The organism is Ancylobacter gelatini, from assembly GCF_022601675.1.
GTDB classification, from domain to species: Bacteria; Pseudomonadota; Alphaproteobacteria; order Rhizobiales; family Xanthobacteraceae; genus Ancylobacter; species Ancylobacter gelatini.
On record NZ_JAKVIL010000011.1, the window covers coordinates 1 to 16,048 of the forward strand.

The 16,048-nt window shown below is 68.8% G+C and carries 14 protein-coding genes, 1 other RNA gene and 2 pseudogenes; 11 read left to right on the top strand and 6 right to left on the bottom strand.

Annotated elements, in window-relative coordinates; genetic code table 11:
- The 3 genes and pseudogenes from MKI84_RS17095 to MKI84_RS20830 all read left to right on the top strand — a co-directional run.
- On the top strand, positions 1-84 hold an 84-nt coding region (locus MKI84_RS17095), incomplete at its 5' end, for an NAD(P)(+) transhydrogenase (Re/Si-specific) subunit beta (protein ID WP_241621617.1).
- A gap of 119 nt (positions 85-203) precedes the next feature.
- A pseudogene (locus MKI84_RS20825) lies at positions 204-842 on the top strand (extensin-like domain-containing protein); the annotation flags it as partial.
- Positions 843-1,336: 494 nt separating this feature from the next.
- Positions 1,337-1,660 (top strand): annotated as a pseudogene (locus MKI84_RS20830) (hypothetical protein); the annotation flags it as partial.
- Here the strand turns inward: MKI84_RS20830 and dapB are convergent.
- The 5 genes from dapB to MKI84_RS17125 form a co-directional block, all read right to left on the bottom strand.
- Positions 1,611-2,396, bottom strand: a complete 786-nt coding sequence (gene dapB / locus MKI84_RS17105; RefSeq protein WP_241621467.1) for a 4-hydroxy-tetrahydrodipicolinate reductase — start codon at positions 2,394-2,396, stop codon at positions 1,611-1,613. The pseudogene MKI84_RS20830 and the gene dapB sit on opposite strands and share 50 nt — an antisense overlap.
- A gap of 15 nt (positions 2,397-2,411) precedes the next feature.
- Positions 2,412-3,542 (bottom strand): linear amide C-N hydrolase, encoded by a 1,131-nt coding sequence (locus tag MKI84_RS17110; protein WP_241621468.1) that lies wholly within the window; start codon positions 3,540-3,542, stop codon positions 2,412-2,414.
- Between the two features lie 60 nt (positions 3,543-3,602).
- Positions 3,603-4,625 carry a linear amide C-N hydrolase gene (locus tag MKI84_RS17115; RefSeq protein WP_241621469.1) on the bottom strand — a complete coding sequence of 341 codons (1,023 nt, stop codon included), beginning with the start codon at positions 4,623-4,625 and terminating at the stop codon, positions 3,603-3,605.
- Between the two features lie 164 nt (positions 4,626-4,789).
- Positions 4,790-5,177, bottom strand: an RNA gene (rnpB, locus tag MKI84_RS17120) — RNase P RNA component class A.
- A gap of 126 nt (positions 5,178-5,303) precedes the next feature.
- Positions 5,304-5,768 carry a lytic transglycosylase domain-containing protein gene (locus MKI84_RS17125; RefSeq protein ID WP_342593649.1) on the bottom strand — a complete coding sequence of 155 codons (465 nt, stop codon included), beginning with the start codon at positions 5,766-5,768 and terminating at the stop codon, positions 5,304-5,306.
- Here MKI84_RS17125 and MKI84_RS20690 point away from each other — a divergent pair.
- Positions 5,713-5,844, top strand: a complete 132-nt coding sequence (locus tag MKI84_RS20690) for a hypothetical protein (protein ID WP_281063254.1) — start codon at positions 5,713-5,715, stop codon at positions 5,842-5,844. The genes MKI84_RS17125 and MKI84_RS20690 overlap by 56 nt on opposite strands.
- Before the next feature lie 184 nt (positions 5,845-6,028).
- Here the strand turns inward: MKI84_RS20690 and MKI84_RS17130 are convergent, their stop codons facing one another.
- Complete coding sequence (locus MKI84_RS17130) at positions 6,029-6,832, bottom strand: N-acetylmuramoyl-L-alanine amidase (RefSeq protein WP_241621618.1); 804 nt, start codon at positions 6,830-6,832, stop codon at positions 6,029-6,031.
- A 203-nt stretch (positions 6,833-7,035) separates the two neighbouring features.
- Between MKI84_RS17130 and rsmH the strand changes: the two genes are divergently transcribed.
- The 7 genes from rsmH to murD all read left to right on the top strand — a co-directional run bounded on the left by rsmH (position 7,036) and on the right by murD (position 16,033).
- Positions 7,036-8,040 (top strand): 16S rRNA (cytosine(1402)-N(4))-methyltransferase RsmH, encoded by a 1,005-nt coding sequence (gene rsmH / locus MKI84_RS17135; RefSeq protein ID WP_241621619.1) that lies wholly within the window; start codon positions 7,036-7,038, stop codon positions 8,038-8,040.
- A gap of 11 nt (positions 8,041-8,051) precedes the next feature.
- Positions 8,052-8,633 (top strand): cell division protein FtsL, encoded by a 582-nt coding sequence (gene ftsL, locus MKI84_RS17140; RefSeq protein ID WP_241621471.1) that lies wholly within the window; start codon positions 8,052-8,054, stop codon positions 8,631-8,633.
- A 22-nt stretch (positions 8,634-8,655) separates the two neighbouring features.
- A complete protein-coding gene (locus MKI84_RS17145) occupies positions 8,656-10,446 on the top strand; it encodes a peptidoglycan D,D-transpeptidase FtsI family protein (protein WP_241621472.1) in 1,791 nt (596 codons plus the stop codon).
- Positions 10,447-10,602: 156 nt separating this feature from the next.
- Positions 10,603-12,096 (top strand): UDP-N-acetylmuramoyl-L-alanyl-D-glutamate--2,6-diaminopimelate ligase, encoded by a 1,494-nt coding sequence (locus MKI84_RS17150; RefSeq protein WP_241621473.1) that lies wholly within the window; start codon positions 10,603-10,605, stop codon positions 12,094-12,096.
- 14 nt (positions 12,097-12,110) lie between these two features.
- On the top strand, positions 12,111-13,553 hold the full coding sequence (locus MKI84_RS17155; protein ID WP_241621474.1) for a UDP-N-acetylmuramoylalanyl-D-glutamyl-2,6-diaminopimelate--D-alanyl-D-alanine ligase: 1,443 nt from the start codon (positions 12,111-12,113) through the stop codon (positions 13,551-13,553).
- Between the two features lie 4 nt (positions 13,554-13,557).
- Positions 13,558-14,643 carry a phospho-N-acetylmuramoyl-pentapeptide-transferase gene (gene mraY / locus MKI84_RS17160; RefSeq protein ID WP_241621475.1) on the top strand — a complete coding sequence of 362 codons (1,086 nt, stop codon included), beginning with the start codon at positions 13,558-13,560 and terminating at the stop codon, positions 14,641-14,643.
- 7 nt (positions 14,644-14,650) lie between these two features.
- A complete protein-coding gene (gene murD / locus MKI84_RS17165; protein WP_241621476.1) occupies positions 14,651-16,033 on the top strand; it encodes a UDP-N-acetylmuramoyl-L-alanine--D-glutamate ligase in 1,383 nt (460 codons plus the stop codon).
- The last annotated feature ends 15 nt before the right edge of the window (positions 16,034-16,048 follow it).

A 16,048-nucleotide genomic window follows, 5' to 3' on the forward strand; every position in this document is an offset into this window, starting at 1 on the left:
AACGAGCTGTTCTTCCGCGACAACACCATGATGCTCTTCGCCGACGCAAAGAAAATGGTCGAGGATATCGTCAAGAATATCTGAAGCAGTTTCAATTTCGAAATAAATGGCCGGGGAGTTCTCTCCGGCCATTTGCATTTTCAGGTCGAAGACGTGCGCTGCTCTTAACCGGCTGTCAACCAAAGCGGTTCTAGCTTGCCGACATGGCGCGCGGCGTATCCTGGTTTTTCGTAGCCCCGCTCGTCCTTCTGGGGCTCTCGGGTTGCAAGTTCGGGCTGGAACAGCGCGAACCCTGGCGCTCGGCAGCTGAACAGCGGTGTCTGGCGGAGGGCTTGGTCAAGCCTTCCGCCTACATCCAGCCGATGCGCGCGATCGACGGCGCCGGCACCTGCGGCATGGACCGCCCCTTCAAGATCTCCGCCTTCGGCAATGGCTCGGTGGAAGTCGCACCCAAGGCGACGCTGGCCTGCCCGATGACCTCGGCGGTGGACCGCTGGATCGAGCAGGACATCCAGCCCGCCGCCATGGCCTGGTTCGGCCAGCCGGTGGTGAAGGTGAAGCAGATGTCCTCCTATTCCTGCCGCAAGATGAACGGCGCGGCGACCGGCAAGACATCCGAGCACGCCTTCGGCAACGGGCTGGATATTGGCGGCTTCGTGCTGGCCGACGGACGCGAGATTTCGGTGCAGTCCGGCTGGAAGGGGCGGCCCGACGAGGCCGGCTTCCTGCGCACCGTGCAGGCCTCGGCCTGCCAGCGTTTCACCGTGGTGCTGGCGCCCGGCTCCAATATCTATCACTACAACCACATCCATGTGGACCTGATGCGCCGCGCCTCCGGCAGCACGACCTGCAAGCCCGCGCCCGTGGTGCCGCGCCCGCCCAACCTGCCGATCTACAAGGCGCCGCCGATGCGCGGTTATCCCGGGCCGGTCTCCGCCCCGGATGCCGTCAACGAGGTCGAGCCGGCCTATGACGAGGAGGGCGAGCCGGTGAGCAGCAACGCCCCGGTCTCCACTCCGGCTCCCGGGCGCGCGCCGGCTTATCCCGCGCAGTCTTATCCGGCACAAGCCTATCCCGCGGCAGCGGCTTATCCGGCGCCCACGGGTGGCGCCGTCGGTGCGCCGATCCAGCTGTCGCCCGGCTATGGCCAGCCGGCTTACGGGCAGCCGGCTTATGGCCAGCCCTCGAACCATGGCGTCGATCCGAACTATCGGCCGCAGCCGAGCCCCGCGCCGCTCTCGCCCTATCCTGCGACCTCGGACTATCCGGCCGCGCCTTCCTACCCGGCGCCAGCCTATCCCGCGCAGGGTTACCCGGCTCAAACGCGTCCCGCGCCGGGATATCCCACGCAAACCTATCCGGCTCGAGTCTCTCCCGCGCAGCCCTATCCGGCCCCTGCCGTCGCCCCCACGCAGCAGACGCGTCCGCGCCCGTCGGGCGTGCCGCTGCCGCCCGCGGGCATTCCGCTCGCCAAATGGCTGGGCCTCGACCGCACCACCACCGGCTCCACCGGCAATGTCCGCTCCTTCACCGAGGAACGGCAGTTCGCCAGCCCGATCGAGCCGCCCGACGCGCCGGCCGGCGAGGACTGAGCCCCCGAACCTCGCCCGTCAGTCCAGCAGCGTGTCGAGCCCGCGCCGTACCCCGGTCCATCCGCTGACCTTGCGCGCCGCCAGCAGCGTGCCCGCGACATAGGGCGCGGCCGAGGAGCCGGCATCGTGACGGATGCTGAGCCGCTCATCCGGTGCGCCGAAGATGCTCTCGACTCCGAGCACGAAGGAGGGCAGCCGCAGCGCATGCACCCGCACCTCGCGCGCGCCCTCGCCGAAGCCACCGCCCCGCGTCGCCGGCACGCCCGAGACCTCGGAAACCGGCCGGCTGGTGGCGGGAAGTCGCACCCCGGCCAGCGTCTCGGCGAGTTCGCGGGCGGTGCCGGAGGGCGCGTCGGGCTTTCCGGCGGAGGCGTAGTCGATGATCTCGACATCGGCGACATATTTCGCCGCCTCAAGGGTGAAGCGCTTGAGCAGGGTCGCAGTGATGGAGAAATTGCCGGCGGCGAGCACGCCCCGGCCGCGCTCGCGGGCCAGCGCGTCGAGCTCGGCATAATCGGCGGCGCCGAGCCCCGAGGTGCCGACCACGGCGTGGAGCCCGGCATTGAGCGCGGCCGCGACATGGGCCTTCACCGCGCCGGGCTTGGTGTAATCGATCAGCACGTCGGCCGGGACCGTGAGCGCCTCCTCGATGGTGGCGAAGACGGGAGCGCCCTCGATCCGCGTGCCGGCGGCGGAGCGGGCGACGGCGGCCGCGAGTTCAAGGTCCGGCGCGGCGGCGATGGCAGGGGTGAGCGCCCGGCCGACCCAGCCGGTGGCACCGGCAAGAAGGATGCGGATCGTCATGAAAGCTCCCGTGGCTCAGGGCGCCGGCGGCTTGCCGGGCAGGAAGGTGAAGGGCGCGGACGGCCGGAACTGTCCGCTGACCTCTCCGGCATAGACCTCGCCCTTGGCGAGGTCGAGCTTGCGGACGCCGCTGCCGGGCGCGAAGTCCACCTTGTCGAAGGCGACCCAGAACGTGTTGGGGCGGGTGGCGGAATCGAAGAAATAGACTCGGTTCTTCTGGTCGGCGACGGTGCGCCAGAGCGTGGAGGAGATGTTGGGCTGGTCCGGCGTGGTGATGCCGAGCGGCACGCTCACCGCCCGCTGCACGCTCATCACACCCGCCACCGCCTGGTTGGCGAAGGAATGCCCGGGCACGCCGGCGATGTAATTGGGGTCCAGCTTCCTGGGGATGGCGCCGAGCAGGAAAGAGGCACGGGCGAAGCGGTCCGCCGCGCGGTTGGTGCCGGGCAGGAAGGTGAGGCCGCCGATCTCCTGCCAGTAGTCGTCCAGCGCCAGTTGCTGGTCATAGGCCGGCGAATTGGTCATCACCGTGTAGTCGCGGCCGTGATGGATGACGAGCTTGCCGCCGATATATTCGAAGATCGCGGAATCGCCGCTCGAATCGGAGAGCGAGAGGTGGAGCGCGGCGGGCGCGCCATTGGGCAGCGTCGGGGCCAGCAGGGCGAAGGGCTCGGCCGAAAGGTCGGCCACCGCCTCCGCCACGGTGGCGTGGCTGTCGAGGACATATTGCGCCCACAGCGAGATCGACAGGAACGGCTTGCCGGCCTGCGGCGTGCCGTAGTCGGATTCGGCGAGGTACAGGATATTGGCGACGAGGCCCTTCTCGTTCATGCCGTCCGTGGTGCCGGCGTCATAGCCGGTGACCACCACGCTGCCATATTTCGAGGTCCAGGCCAGCGAGTTCGGGCCGCTGGCGCCATCGCGCGTCATGCCGGCGGGCAGGATCCACATGTTGGAACCCATGTCCTCCTTCCAGTCCATGTTGCGGCCGGTGATCACCGTCTGGTCGGCGCCGACGAACAGGGTGCGGGTGCAGGCCTGCGCGAGCGGGGGCAGGGCGGTCAATATGGCGGCGACGACGGCCACGGAGGTCGACAGCATCCGCCCGCGCTTGAGCGAGCGGGCCTTGCGAGGGTGAAGCGTCATGTCGGGAAACCTCCTTGTGGGGCGCGTCGCGCCCCGTATCGATGGTCGGCCGGGCCGGTCTCAGCCCGCCGGCGGCGTGGCGGGCAGCGCGGTGAACGGCGCGACCGGCTGCATCGCCGCGCTGATCTCGCCGGCGAATACCTCGCCATGGGCGATGGTGAGCTTGCGCACCGGGGTGCCGGGCGAGAGGTCCACCTTCGACAGGTCGAGCCAGAAGGCGTTGGGTCGGGTCGCTGAATCGAAATAATAGACCCGGTTCGTCTGGTCGGAGACGGTCCGCCAGATGGTCGAGGAGATGTTGGGGTGCTCGGGCGTGGTGATGCCGAGCGGCACGCTGACCGCACGCTGCAGGCTCAGCACGCAGGCCACCGCCTGATGGGCATAGGAGTGCCCGGGCACGCCGGCGATATAGGCCTTGTCGAGTGCCTTGGGGATGGCATCGAGCAGGAACGAGGCGCGGGCGAAGCGATCCGCGGCATTGTTGGTGCCGGGAAGAAAAGTGAGCCCGCCAATGTTCTTCCAGTAGGCGTTGAGCGCGAGCTGCTGGTCATAGGGCGGTGAATTGGTCATCACCCGGTAGTCGCGCCCGTGATGGATGGTCAGTTCCCCGTCGATAAATTCGAAGATCGCCGAATCCCCGCCCGCATCCGAAAGCGAGAGGTGGAGGCTCGCCTCGGAACCGTTGGGCAGCGTCGGGGCGAGAATGGTGAACGGCTTCGCGGACAGCGCGTCGACCGCCTCGCTCACCGTGGCGAAGTTGTCGAGCACATACAGCGCCCATTGCGCGATCGACAGGAACGGGCCGTCGGTGCCGGGGCGGCCATAGTCGGATTCCGCCAGATAGAGGATGTTGGCGACGAGGCCCTTTTCATTCATCCCGTCGGTGACGCCGGCCTCATAGCCGGTCACGACCACGCTGCCATAGCGCGACGTCCAGCGCACCGAGTTCGGCCCGGCAGCGCCGTCGCGCGCGACGCCCGCGGGCAGCAGCCAGAGATTGGAAAGCATGTCCTCTTTCCAGTCCATGTTCCGGCCGGTGATGACGGTGTTGTCGTCCCCGACATAGAGGGTGCGCGTGCACATGGGTCTTGCCTTTTCTGAAGCGCGACCTGCCGCGCATCCTGTTTGCCACCGGGAGTGGGCGAGAATAGCCCGGTCCGCGTGGCAATCCAGAGCGCGGGGCGCGCCAAGGCAATATCCCGTTTGGGAGATTTCTCTCCCGCCGTGCTTCGGGCGAGGAAAAGTCAGGTGCCAGCCGGCCTGTAAGCCGGGTTCTGTATGGCGGGATTGCTCCCACGTGACGGCCATTCCTCTGGGACGCCGGTTACCCGGCGCCTCAAGCAGTCAACCCGGGTGGCTATCCGAGGACAGGATCTGATTCCGGCAGGCCGGAATCGTGCCACCCCTATACGACTTTGCTCCCGGTGGGGTTTGCCGTGCCGCTTCCGTTGCCGGCCGCGCGGTGCGCTCTTACCGCACCCTTTCACCCTTACCGCGGACGAATCCGTGGCGGTTTGCTTTCTGTGGCACTTTCCCTAGGGTCACCCCCGCCGGACGTTATCCGGCACCGTGTCTCCGTGGAGCCCGGACTTTCCTCGGCACCCTTGCGGATGACGCGGCCGTCCGGCCGGCTGGCGCGCCAGTGAATGGGCGAGGCGGCGCGCCGCGTCAAGGACTGAACAGGAAAACGCGCGCGCGCCGGAACGGAACGCGCAACCAGGAAGTCCCGGCGCGCACGCGCAACCTGCTCAGGAGGAGGGGTCAGTTCGAGGCCATCAGCGTGCGGGCCTTGCTGCAATAGGTGCGGGCGGTCGCGGACATGCGCCGCGCGCCATGCCCGCCCTGATAGCGCATCACGGTGCCGCAGGTGTCGCCGCCGGCGAGGCGATAGGCGCCCGCCAGATAGCGCATGCCCCATTTGATGTTGGTCTCGGGGTCGTAAAGCGCGGCGCGCGTGCCGCCATAACCCTGTCCGCGCGCGGTCTGGTGCTTGATCTGCATGAGGCCGACCTCGCCGGCGCGCCCGGTCAGATGGGTCTTCCAGTTGCTCTCGATGCGCACCACGGCGCGGGCCAGGGCCACCGGAACGCCATTTGTCTTCGCCTCCCGGTCGACGATTTTTGCGAGCTGTTCGCGCGAGCTGGGCGCGTCGATCTCTCGGGATTTCAGGTTGTTCGAATTAGCGCTGGCGCAGTTGGCGCCGAGGGCGACAGTCGAGGCGATGATGAGCGAAGCACAAAAAACGTTGCGGGATGCCATTATTCCGGTGAAGCCTTTTCAGGTCGATTTCGCAGCGCCATGAATCGCCGGGAAAATCTGTCTCGAATGAGGCTCGAATCGTTCGCGTTCGGGACGAAGCCTGTCCCGTTTCGCCACAACCTCTAAGATGTGTGGCGCAACCGCAACGTTTGTGAAACATCCTTGCGTTAGGAGGGGCACGCGCGAACGATGTTGGCGCGACGGGTAATCTGAAACCTCCGATCTTGTTACACGAAGTGATCAGCCCGCTGCGGAACCCCCGGCCCCGGCCGGGAGCGCGCGAGCGCATAGAGCGTCGCGAGCGTCGAGACATCGGCGATGCCGTCGATCTTGGCCCGGCGGAAATGGCGCTGGAAGGCGCGCACCACCGCTTCCGTGGTCTCGCAATAGCTGCCGGTGACCGGCACGCCATAGCCGTAAAACGCCAGCATGGCCTGCAGCGCCTCGACCGGCTGGCCGTGCTCGCCGCGCATGAAGAAACGCCCGTCGTCGAGCGGCGCTTCGGGCACGAGATGGCCGACCCCGGCGCGGTGCAGCACCTCCCACGGGAATTTCTCGCCGGGATCGTCCTTGCGGGTCGGGGCGATGTCGGAATGGGCCAGCACGCGCTCGGGCGCGATGGCGAGCCGCGTCACGATATCCTTGGCGAGCGCGGTCACCGCCTCGATCTGGATCGCGGGGAAGGGGGGATAACCGTGGTCATGGCCGGGATTGGCGATCTCGATGCCGATCGAGCGTGAGTTGATATCGCTCGCGCCTTCCCAGGACGAGACGCCGGCATGCCAGGCACGGCGCGCTTCCGGGACCAGCTGGGCGATCTCGCCAGTCTCGAACACCACGTAATGCGCGGAGACGCCGCGCTCGGGCGTGCGCAGCCACTCCACCGCCTCGTCGGTGGAGGTCATGCCGGTATAGTGCAGCACCAGCATGTCGGCGACCGTGACGCCGATCCGCTCGCCGTGATTGGGCGAGGGCAGCACCCGCGCGGCGAGCGGGGAATCCGGGGAAAACTGTGGCGCGGAGGTCTCCATCTCGACCGAGCTAGCGGGCATATGCGCCGCATTCAACCGATTCTTAAGGTTCATGGAGCGTTAATCACGGTTCAGGGCCGGGAGCGGAATCAGTTGCGTCGCCGAAAGGCGTGCCTGCCGGCTTCCCGCCGGCCCTTCTGACGCATTTGAGCCCCCGTTCCGAGTAGCGTAATCCGTTGCACAGCGATCCCAGCCAGCAAGGTTTGTCCCCGGCGGCCGACGCCCGGCACCTGCCCGTCCTTTTGGCGGAGGTGGTGGCAAACCTCGCCCCGAAGGACGGCGGCGTCTATGTCGACGGCACGTTCGGTGCCGGCGGCTACGCGCGTGCCATCCTGAACGCGGCGAACTGCCGGGTGATCGCCATCGACCGCGACCCGAGCGCGGTGGCGGGCGGGGCCGATCTGGTGCGCGCCTTTCCCGGGCGGCTCGCCATCGCGCAGGACCGCTTCGGCAACCTCGCCGAGGTCGCGGGCATGCTGGATGCGCCGCAGGTCGACGGCGTGGTGCTGGATATCGGCGTGTCCTCCATGCAGATCGACGAGGGCGAGCGCGGCTTCTCTTTCCGCCGCGACGGGCCGCTCGACATGCGCATGTCCAGCGAGGGCATCTCTGCCGCCGACATGGTGAACAGGCTCTCCGAGACCGAGCTTGCCAATCTGCTTTACCGCTTCGGCGAGGAGCGGCGCTCGCGCGGGGTGGCGAAGGCGATCGTCGAGGCACGGGGCGAGGCGCCGATCGAACGCACGCTGCAGCTCGCGGACATCATCGCCAAGGTGGTCTGGGCCAAGCCCCACGAGCCGCACCCGGCGACGCGCAGCTTTCAGGCGCTGCGCATCGCGGTGAACGACGAACTGGGCGAACTCGCCCGTGCGCTGGCGGCGGCCGAGCGCATTCTCAAGCCCGGCGGGCGGCTGGTGGTGGTCACCTTCCATTCGCTGGAAGACCGCATCGTGAAGAACTTCCTCGCCAACCGTGCCAAGGCGGCCTCCGGCTCGCGGCACCTGCCGGCGGCGCAAGGCGCGGCGCCGAGTTTCCGCCTCGTCGCGCGCGGCGCGGTCGAGGCCGGGGACGCCGAGCTTGCCGCCAACCCTCGCGCCCGCTCGGCCAAGCTGCGCGCGGCCGAGCGCACCGACGCTCCCGCCCATGGCGGCGGCGACCTCTCGTCGTTGCTGCCCCCGCTTCCCGCCTTCGACACCCGTCGCCGCTGAGGTCCGAAGACATGTTCCGCATCCTCAACTTCGTTTCGGTGATCGCGCTGCTTGCGGCGGCGGGGGCGGTCTATCACGTCAAATATTCCGCGGCCTTCGAGGCACAGAAGATCGCTGCGCTGCGCGGGGAGATCCGCTATGAGCGCGACCGCATCGCCACGCTGAACGCGGAATGGGCGCGCCGCACCGCGCCGGACCGGGTGCAGGCGCTCGCCGAGCATCATCTGGAGATGCAACCGCTGGACATCACCCGCATGGACAAGCTCGCCAGCCTGCCGGCCAAGCCCGAGCAGAACGGCGATGCGCTCGGCGGCATGATCGAGGCGCTGGTCGACGGCCCGTCCGGCGGCATCAACTCCATCCTCGGCGGCACCGGGAAGGAAGCCGAGAAGCCCCGCCCGGCGGCCCTCCGTCCGGCGCCCCGTCCGGCGGTGTCCTCCGGGCAGCCGCTGCCGCTCTCGGCGATGCCGGCGGCGGGGGTGATGGCGCCGCAGCGCCCTGTCTTCAACGCGGGACCGCAGGGCGCCATCGGCGCTCCGCTCAATCCCGCCGCGTCCCGCCCGCTGCTGCCCCCGGCAGCGGTCGGTCAATAGTTTCGCGAGGAGGTCTCCTGCCATGGCCGCGTTTCGCTTCGCCGCATCCTGTCTTTCCATCGGCCTGCGCTGGCTCGCGATGCTGCCGCTGCGCCTGTTGCGCGCGCTGGTCGGGGTGGTGCGCAGCGCCGCCGGGCGCGGGCGGCCGGAACCGCACGCCGTGGCGCGGGCGCGCATCCTGCTGTGCATGATCGTGTTCGGCTGCGTCTATCTCACCATTGCCGGCCGGCTCGCCATGTTCGCCTCGGCGCCGGACGGGGCGCTGGCGCGGCGCGGCGTCGCCTCCGACGCGGTGGCCTCGGCGCGGCCCGATATCCTCGACCGCCACGGCCTCGTCTTCGCCACCGATGTGAAGTCCTCGTCGCTGTTCGGCGAGCCGAAGCGGCTGATCGATGTCGATGAGGCGGTGGAAGCGCTCTCCGCCGTGCTGCCGGACCTCGATGTCGGCGAACTGCGCAAGCGCCTCGATTCCAATCGCGGCTTCGTCTGGCTCAAGCGCGAGATCACGCCGCAGCAGCAGCGCGAAATCCACAATCTCGGCATTCCCGGCATCGGCTTCATGACCGAGAACCGCCGCGTCTATCCCGGCGGCAATCTCGGCGCCCATGTGCTGGGTTCGGTGAACATCGACAATCAGGGCATTGCGGGCTTGGAGAAGTGGGTCGACAGCCGCGGCCTTGCCGACCTCCATCTCGCGGGCTTTGCTTCCGACCGCCAGCAGGAGCCGGTGGAACTGGCGATGGACCTGCGCGTGCAGCACGTGCTGCGCGACGAGCTGTTCGCCGCCAAGGAGAAGTTCAAGGCCATCGCGGCCGCCGGCACGGTGGTGGATGTGCGCACCGGCGAGATCGTCGCCATGGCCTCGCTGCCCGATTTCGATGCCAATGACCCGTCCGGCGCGCTCAACCCGAAGGCGCTGAACCGGCTCACCACCGGCGTTTTCGAGATGGGCTCGACCTTCAAGGCGCTGACCTTCGCCATGGCGCTGGATAGCGGGCGCTTCTCCATCAACTCGACGCTGGACGCGCGCGGGGCGCTGCATTTCGGCAAGTTCCGCATCAGCGACTACCACGCCGAAAACCGGGTGCTGACCCTGCCCGAGGTGTTCCTCGTCTCCTCCAACATCGGCACGGCCAAGATGGCGCTGGCGCTTGGCGTCGACGCGCACAAGGCGTTCCTGAAGAAGATGGGCCAGCTCGACCGGCTGCGCACCGAGCTGCCGGAAAGCGCGGCGCCGATCGTGCCCAAGCGCTGGGGCGACCTGAACACCGCCACCATCGCCTTCGGCCACGGCCTCGCGGTGGCCCCGCTGCAGGCGGTGATGGCGGTCAACGCGCTGGTGAATGGCGGCTATCTCATTCCCCCGACCTTTCTCAAGCGCACCCCGGAAGAGGTTCAGGAACTCTCTGTCCGCGTGATCAAGCCGGAGACCAGCGCCAAGATGCGCTATCTGCTGCGACTCAATGCCGAGAAGGGCTCCGCAAAGAAGGCCAACACTCCCGGCTACTATGTCGGCGCCAAGACCGGCACCGCCGAGAAGGTGGTGAACGGGCGCTATTCCAAGACCAAGCTGCTGACCACCTTCACCGCCGTGTTCCCGATGGACGATCCGCAATATCTCGTGCTGGTGATGCTGGACGAGCCGCAGGCGGTCGAGGGCACGTATGGCTATGCGACGGCGGGCTGGAACGCGGCGCCGACCACGGGGCAGATCATCAGCCGCGTCGGGCCGCTGCTCGGCATCATGCCGCGTACCGACCTGCCGCCGGCCGAGAGCCTGCTGAACGACTACAAGATCGCCCAGGCGCAATGACGGCCCTGCCGCGCCGCGCGGGGCAGGCATGACGCCGATTTCCCGTGCGTGAGGGCACGGGAATCGGCTATCCGATTGAGGATCGGCTATCCCGTGGTCAGGCTGGGAAGAGGCCGGCGGCACGGCCTGGCCGGGTGTCGTTAGAGGCAATTGAGAATGCACAACGCAATCCGCCCGACCGGCAGCGGCTGCATCAGGCTTACCCTGGGCGAGCTGGTCGGCGAGGACGCCGATTACAGCAGCGCCGACCCTTCGCTGGCCGTCGGCGAGCCGGTGCTCGACAGCCGCAAGGCGCGGGCCGGCGACGTGTTCTTCGCGCTGAGCGGGACCAAGAGCGACGGCATGGAATTCGCCCGCGACGCGCTGGCGCGCGGGGCGAGCGCGGTGGTCGGCGAGGCGGAAAATCCCGGTCTCGACCCCGGCACGCCCTATGTACGGGTCGGCAATGCCCGTCGCGCGGTCGCGCTCGCCGCCGCGCGGGCGTTTCCCCGCCAGCCCGAGACCATCGCGGCGGTCACCGGCACCTCGGGCAAGACCTCGGTCGCGGCCTTCACCCGGCAGCTCTGGGCGCGGCTCGGCCATGCCAGCGCCAGCCTCGGCACGCTCGGCGTGGTCGCGCCCTCCGGCGCGGTCTACGGCTCGCTGACCACGCCGGACCCGATCGAACTGCACCGCACGCTCGACACGCTGGCCGGGGAGGGTGTCACCCATCTGTGCCTGGAGGCGTCCTCGCACGGGCTCGACCAGCACCGGCTCGACGGGGTGCGGCTTTCCGCCGGCGCCTTCACCAATCTCTCGCGCGACCATCTCGATTACCACCCGACCATGGAGGACTACCTCGCCGCCAAGCTCCGGCTGTTCCGCGACCTGCTGCCGCGCGGGTGCCCCGCCGTGGTGTGGGTGGACAGCGCGGAAGGCGGGCAGGTCGCGGAAGTGGCGGCCGATCATGGGCTTGAGGTGATCGGCGTCGGCAATGCCGGTGCCGGCATCACCCTGCTGTCGCGCACCGACGAAGGGCTCGGCCAGCGGCTCGAACTCGACGTCGAGGGCCGGCGCCATTCGCTGCTGCTGCCGCTGGTCGGCGCCTTCCAGGCCGCGAACGCCCTGATCGCGGCAGGCCTCGCCATCGCCACCGGTGCGAGCGAGGGCGAGGCGCTCGGCGCGCTGTCGCAGCTCGAAGGCGTGCCGGGCCGGCTGGAGCTGGTCGGCACGGCGCGCGGCGCCGGCGTGTTCGTCGACTACGCCCACAAGCCGGACGCGCTCGCCAATGCGCTGGCGGCGCTGCGTCCCTACGCCACCGGCCGGCTGATCGTGGTGTTCGGCTGCGGCGGCGACCGCGACCGCGGCAAGCGCCCGATCATGGGCGAGATCGCCGTGCATGGCGCCGATGTCGCGATCGTCACCGACGACAACCCGCGCAGCGAGGACCCGGCGGCGATCCGCGCCGCCATTCTGGCCAGTGCCCCCGGCGCGCGCGAGATCGGCGACCGGGCCGAGGCGATCCACGCCGCCGTCGCGATGGCGCAATCTGGGGATGTCGTGCTCATCGCCGGCAAAGGCCATGAAACCGGCCAGATCGTGGGCGAGCGCACCCTGCCGTTCTCCGACAGCGAGAGCGCGCGTGCGGCGATCGCGGCGATCGCGAGCTAAGGGGGAAGTCTCTCATGTCCAAGAGGGTGCCGCTCTGGACCATTCACGAGCTGGCGGGGGCCATGGGAGCCACCGTGTCCGGCCCGATCGTCGAGACGCCGGACGGCGCGATCGCCGGCATCTCGATCGACACCCGCACGCTGGAGCCGGGCGACGCATTCTTCGCCATTACCGGCGAGAACAGCGACGGCCATGGTTATGTCGAGGCGGCGCTTACGCGCGGGGCGGCGCTGTGCGTGGTGGCGCGCTCGCGCCGCACCTCGATGCCCCACGGAGCGCGGCTGCTGCTGGTCGATGACGTGCTGCAGGCGCTGGAGGCCGCCGGGCGCTCCTCACGGGCCCGCAGCCACGCGCGTATCGTCGCGGTGACCGGCTCGGTCGGCAAGACCACGACCAAGGAGGCGCTGGCGCTCGCGCTTTCGGCCGACGGCCCGACCCATGCCTCGGCCGCCTCTTACAATAATCACTGGGGCGTGCCGCTCTCGCTCGCCCGCCTGCCGCGCAGCGCCGCCTATGGCGTGTTCGAGCTGGGCATGAACCATCCCGGCGAGATCACCCCGCTGGTGGCGATGGTGCGGCCCCATATTGGCATCATCACCACGATCGAGCCGGTGCACATCGCCCAGTTCCCGAGCGTCGAGGCGATTGCCGATGCCAAGGCGGAGCTGTTCTCCGGCATCGAGCCGGGCGGTGCGGTGGTGCTGAACCGGGACAATCCCTATTACGACCACCTCGCCAACGCCGCGCGCGCGGCCGGCATCGCCACCATCATCGGCTTCGGCGAGGCGCCCGGCGCGCAGGCGCGCCTGCTCAGTGTCGCGCTCCAGCCGCAAAGCTCGACCGCGCTGGCCGACATCATGGGCGAGACGGTGAGCTTCAAGGTCGGGCTGCCCGGCCGCCACATCGTGCAGAACGCGCTGGCCGTGCTGGCGGGCGCCAAGCTCGCCGGCGCCGACCTCGCGCTCGCGGCGATGGCGCTGGCCGCGCTCGGCCCGCCGCCGGGACGCGGTGTGCGTACCCCGCTTGCCGTGAAGGGCGGGCCGGCGCTGGTGATCGATGAGAGCTACAACGCCAACCCGGCCTCGATGCGCGCGGCGCTCTCCGTGCTGGCGGTGACGCCGGTGGAAGGGCGCGGACGGCGCATCGCCGTGCTTGGGGACATGCTGGAGCTCGGCACCGCCGGCGAAGGGTTGCACCGCGACCTCGCCCCGGCCGCGAGCGCCGCGGATCTGGTGTTCTGCGCCGGGCCGCTGATGCGCGCGCTGTGGGAGGCGCTGCCGGAAACCCGGCGCGGCGCCTGGGCGCCCGATGCCAGCGCGCTGCTCCCCCTCCTTGCCGACCGCTTGCGCGGCGGCGATGTCGTCATGGTCAAGGGCTCGAACGGCAGCCGCATGGGACCGCTGGTCCGCGCGCTGATCGAGCGTTTCCCCTCTTCGAGCGTACCGGCGGAAGGTTGATCCGATGCTGCAATGGCTGGCCCAGTTCCAGGAGAGCCTCCCCGCTCTCAATGTCTTCCGCTACATCACCTTCCGCACCGGCGGGGCGATCATCACCGCGTTGCTGTTCGTCTTCATGTTCGGGCCGGCGATCATCGCGCTGCTCAGGCTGAAGCAGGGCAAGGGCCAGCCGATCCGCACCGACGGGCCGCAGTCGCACCTTCTGACCAAGAAGGGCACGCCGACCATGGGCGGGCTGATGATCTTCTCCGGCCTGATGGTGGCGACCCTGCTCTGGGCGAACCTCGCCAACCCCTATGTCTGGGTGGTGCTGTTCGTGACCATCAGCTTCGGCCTGATCGGCTTCTATGACGACTATCTCAAGGTGACCAAGCAGACCCATAACGGGCTCTCCGGCAAGACGCGGCTCGCCATCGAGGCGATCATCGCCGGCGTCGCGGTGGTGGTCATCATGAATGTCGGGCGCGAGCCGCTCTCCTCCTCGCTGGCCTTTCCGCTGTTCAAGGACCTGCTGATCGACCTCGGCATCTTCTTCGTCATCTTCGGCGCCTTCGTCATCGTGGCGGCCGGCAATGCGGTGAACCTGACCGATGGTCTCGACGGGCTCGCCATCGTCCCGGTCATGGTGGCCGCCGGTTCCTTCGGCCTCATTTCCTACCTGTCGGGCAACGTGCTGTTCGCCGACTATCTCCAGATCCATTATGTCGCCGGCGTCGGCGAGCTGGCGGTGATCTGCGGCGCGCTTATCGGCGCGGGCATCGGCTTCCTGTGGTTCAACGCGCCCCCGGCGCAGATCTTCATGGGCGATACCGGTTCTCTGGCTCTGGGTGGCCTGCTGGGCACCATCGCGGTCGCCACCAAGCATGAGATCGTGCTCGGCATCATCGGCGGCCTGTTCGTGCTCGAAGCCGTGTCGGTGATCGTGCAGGTGGCCTCGTTCAAGCTCACCGGCAAGCGCGTGTTCAAGATGGCGCCGATCCACCATCATTTCGAGCAGAAAGGCTGGACCGAGCCGCAGATCGTCATCCGCTTCTGGATCATCGCCGTGGTGCTGGCGCTGATCGGGCTTTCCACGCTCAAGCTGCGCTGAGGCGGACATGATCCCCGTCACCACCTTCAAGGACCGCCGCGTCGCCCTGTTCGGCCTCGGCGGCTCCGGGCTTGCCACCGCGCGCGCGCTCATTGCCGGCGGTGCCGACATCATCGCCTGGGATGACAATATCGAGGCGGTGGAGAAGGCCGACGACGCCGACATCCCCACCGGCGACCTGCGCGCGCTGGAATGGGGCGCGGTGGACGCGCTGGTGCTGGCGCCCGGCGTGCCGCTGACCCATCCGATCCCGCACTGGAGCGTTCGGATGGCGCAAGCGGCCGGGGTGGAAGTCATTGGCGACATCGAACTGTTCTGCCGCGAGCGCCGGCTGGCGACGCGCCGGCCGCCCATGGCCGCGATCACCGGCACCAATGGCAAGTCGACCACGACCGCGCTGCTCGCGCATCTGATGAAGGTCGGCGGGCGCGATGCGCAGATCGGCGGCAATTTCGGGCCGGCCATTCTCGGACTGGAGCCGCCGAAGCAGGGGCGGGTCTATGTCATCGAATGCTCCTCCTACCAGATCGACCTCGCCCCGAGCCTCGATCCGTCGGTCGGCGTGCTGTTGAACCTGTCGCCGGATCATCTCGACCGCCATGGCGACATGGAGCACTACGCCGCCATCAAGGAGCGGCTGGTGGCGCAGGTGGAGGCCGGCGGCACGGCGGTGGTCGGGGTCGACGATCCCTGGTGCCGCGCCATCGCCGAGCGGCTGATCGCGGCGGGCGGCAATGTGGTGCGCGTCTCGGTGCGCGAGGCGCTCAATGACGGCATCTGGCTCGACGGCGAAACGCTGGTGCTCTGCGAGGAGGGCGAGCGCATCTATGAGCTTTCCCTTTCCGGCATCGGCTCGCTGCGCGGCGCGCATAATGCGCAGAACGCCGCCGCCGCCTTCGCCAGCGCCCGCGCGCTCGGCCTCGCGCCGGAGATCATCGCGGCCGGCATGCGCTCCTTCCCCGGCCTCGCCCATCGCATGGAGCAGGTGCGCACCCTCGGCAATGTGCTGTTCGTCAATGATTCCAAGGCCACCAATGCCGACGCCGCCGAGCGGGCGCTGACCAGCTTCGACGACATCTTCTGGATTGCCGGCGGCAAGCCCAAGGAGGGCGGCATCACGCCGCTCACCCCGTGGTTCGGGCGCATCCGCAAGGCCTATCTGATCGGCGAGGCGGCGCCGGCGTTCGCTCAGACGCTGGGCGAGACCGTGCCGCATGAGATGTCCGGCACGCTGGCGGTGGCGGTGGCCTCCGCCGCCCGCGACGCGGCGGCTTCCGGGCTGGCGCATCCGGTGGTGCTGCTGTCGCCCGCCTGCGCCAGTTTCGACCAGTTCCGCAATTTCGAGGTGCGCGGCGACGCCTTCCGCACGCTGGTCAACACATTGCGTTGAAGGGGTATTCGCGCG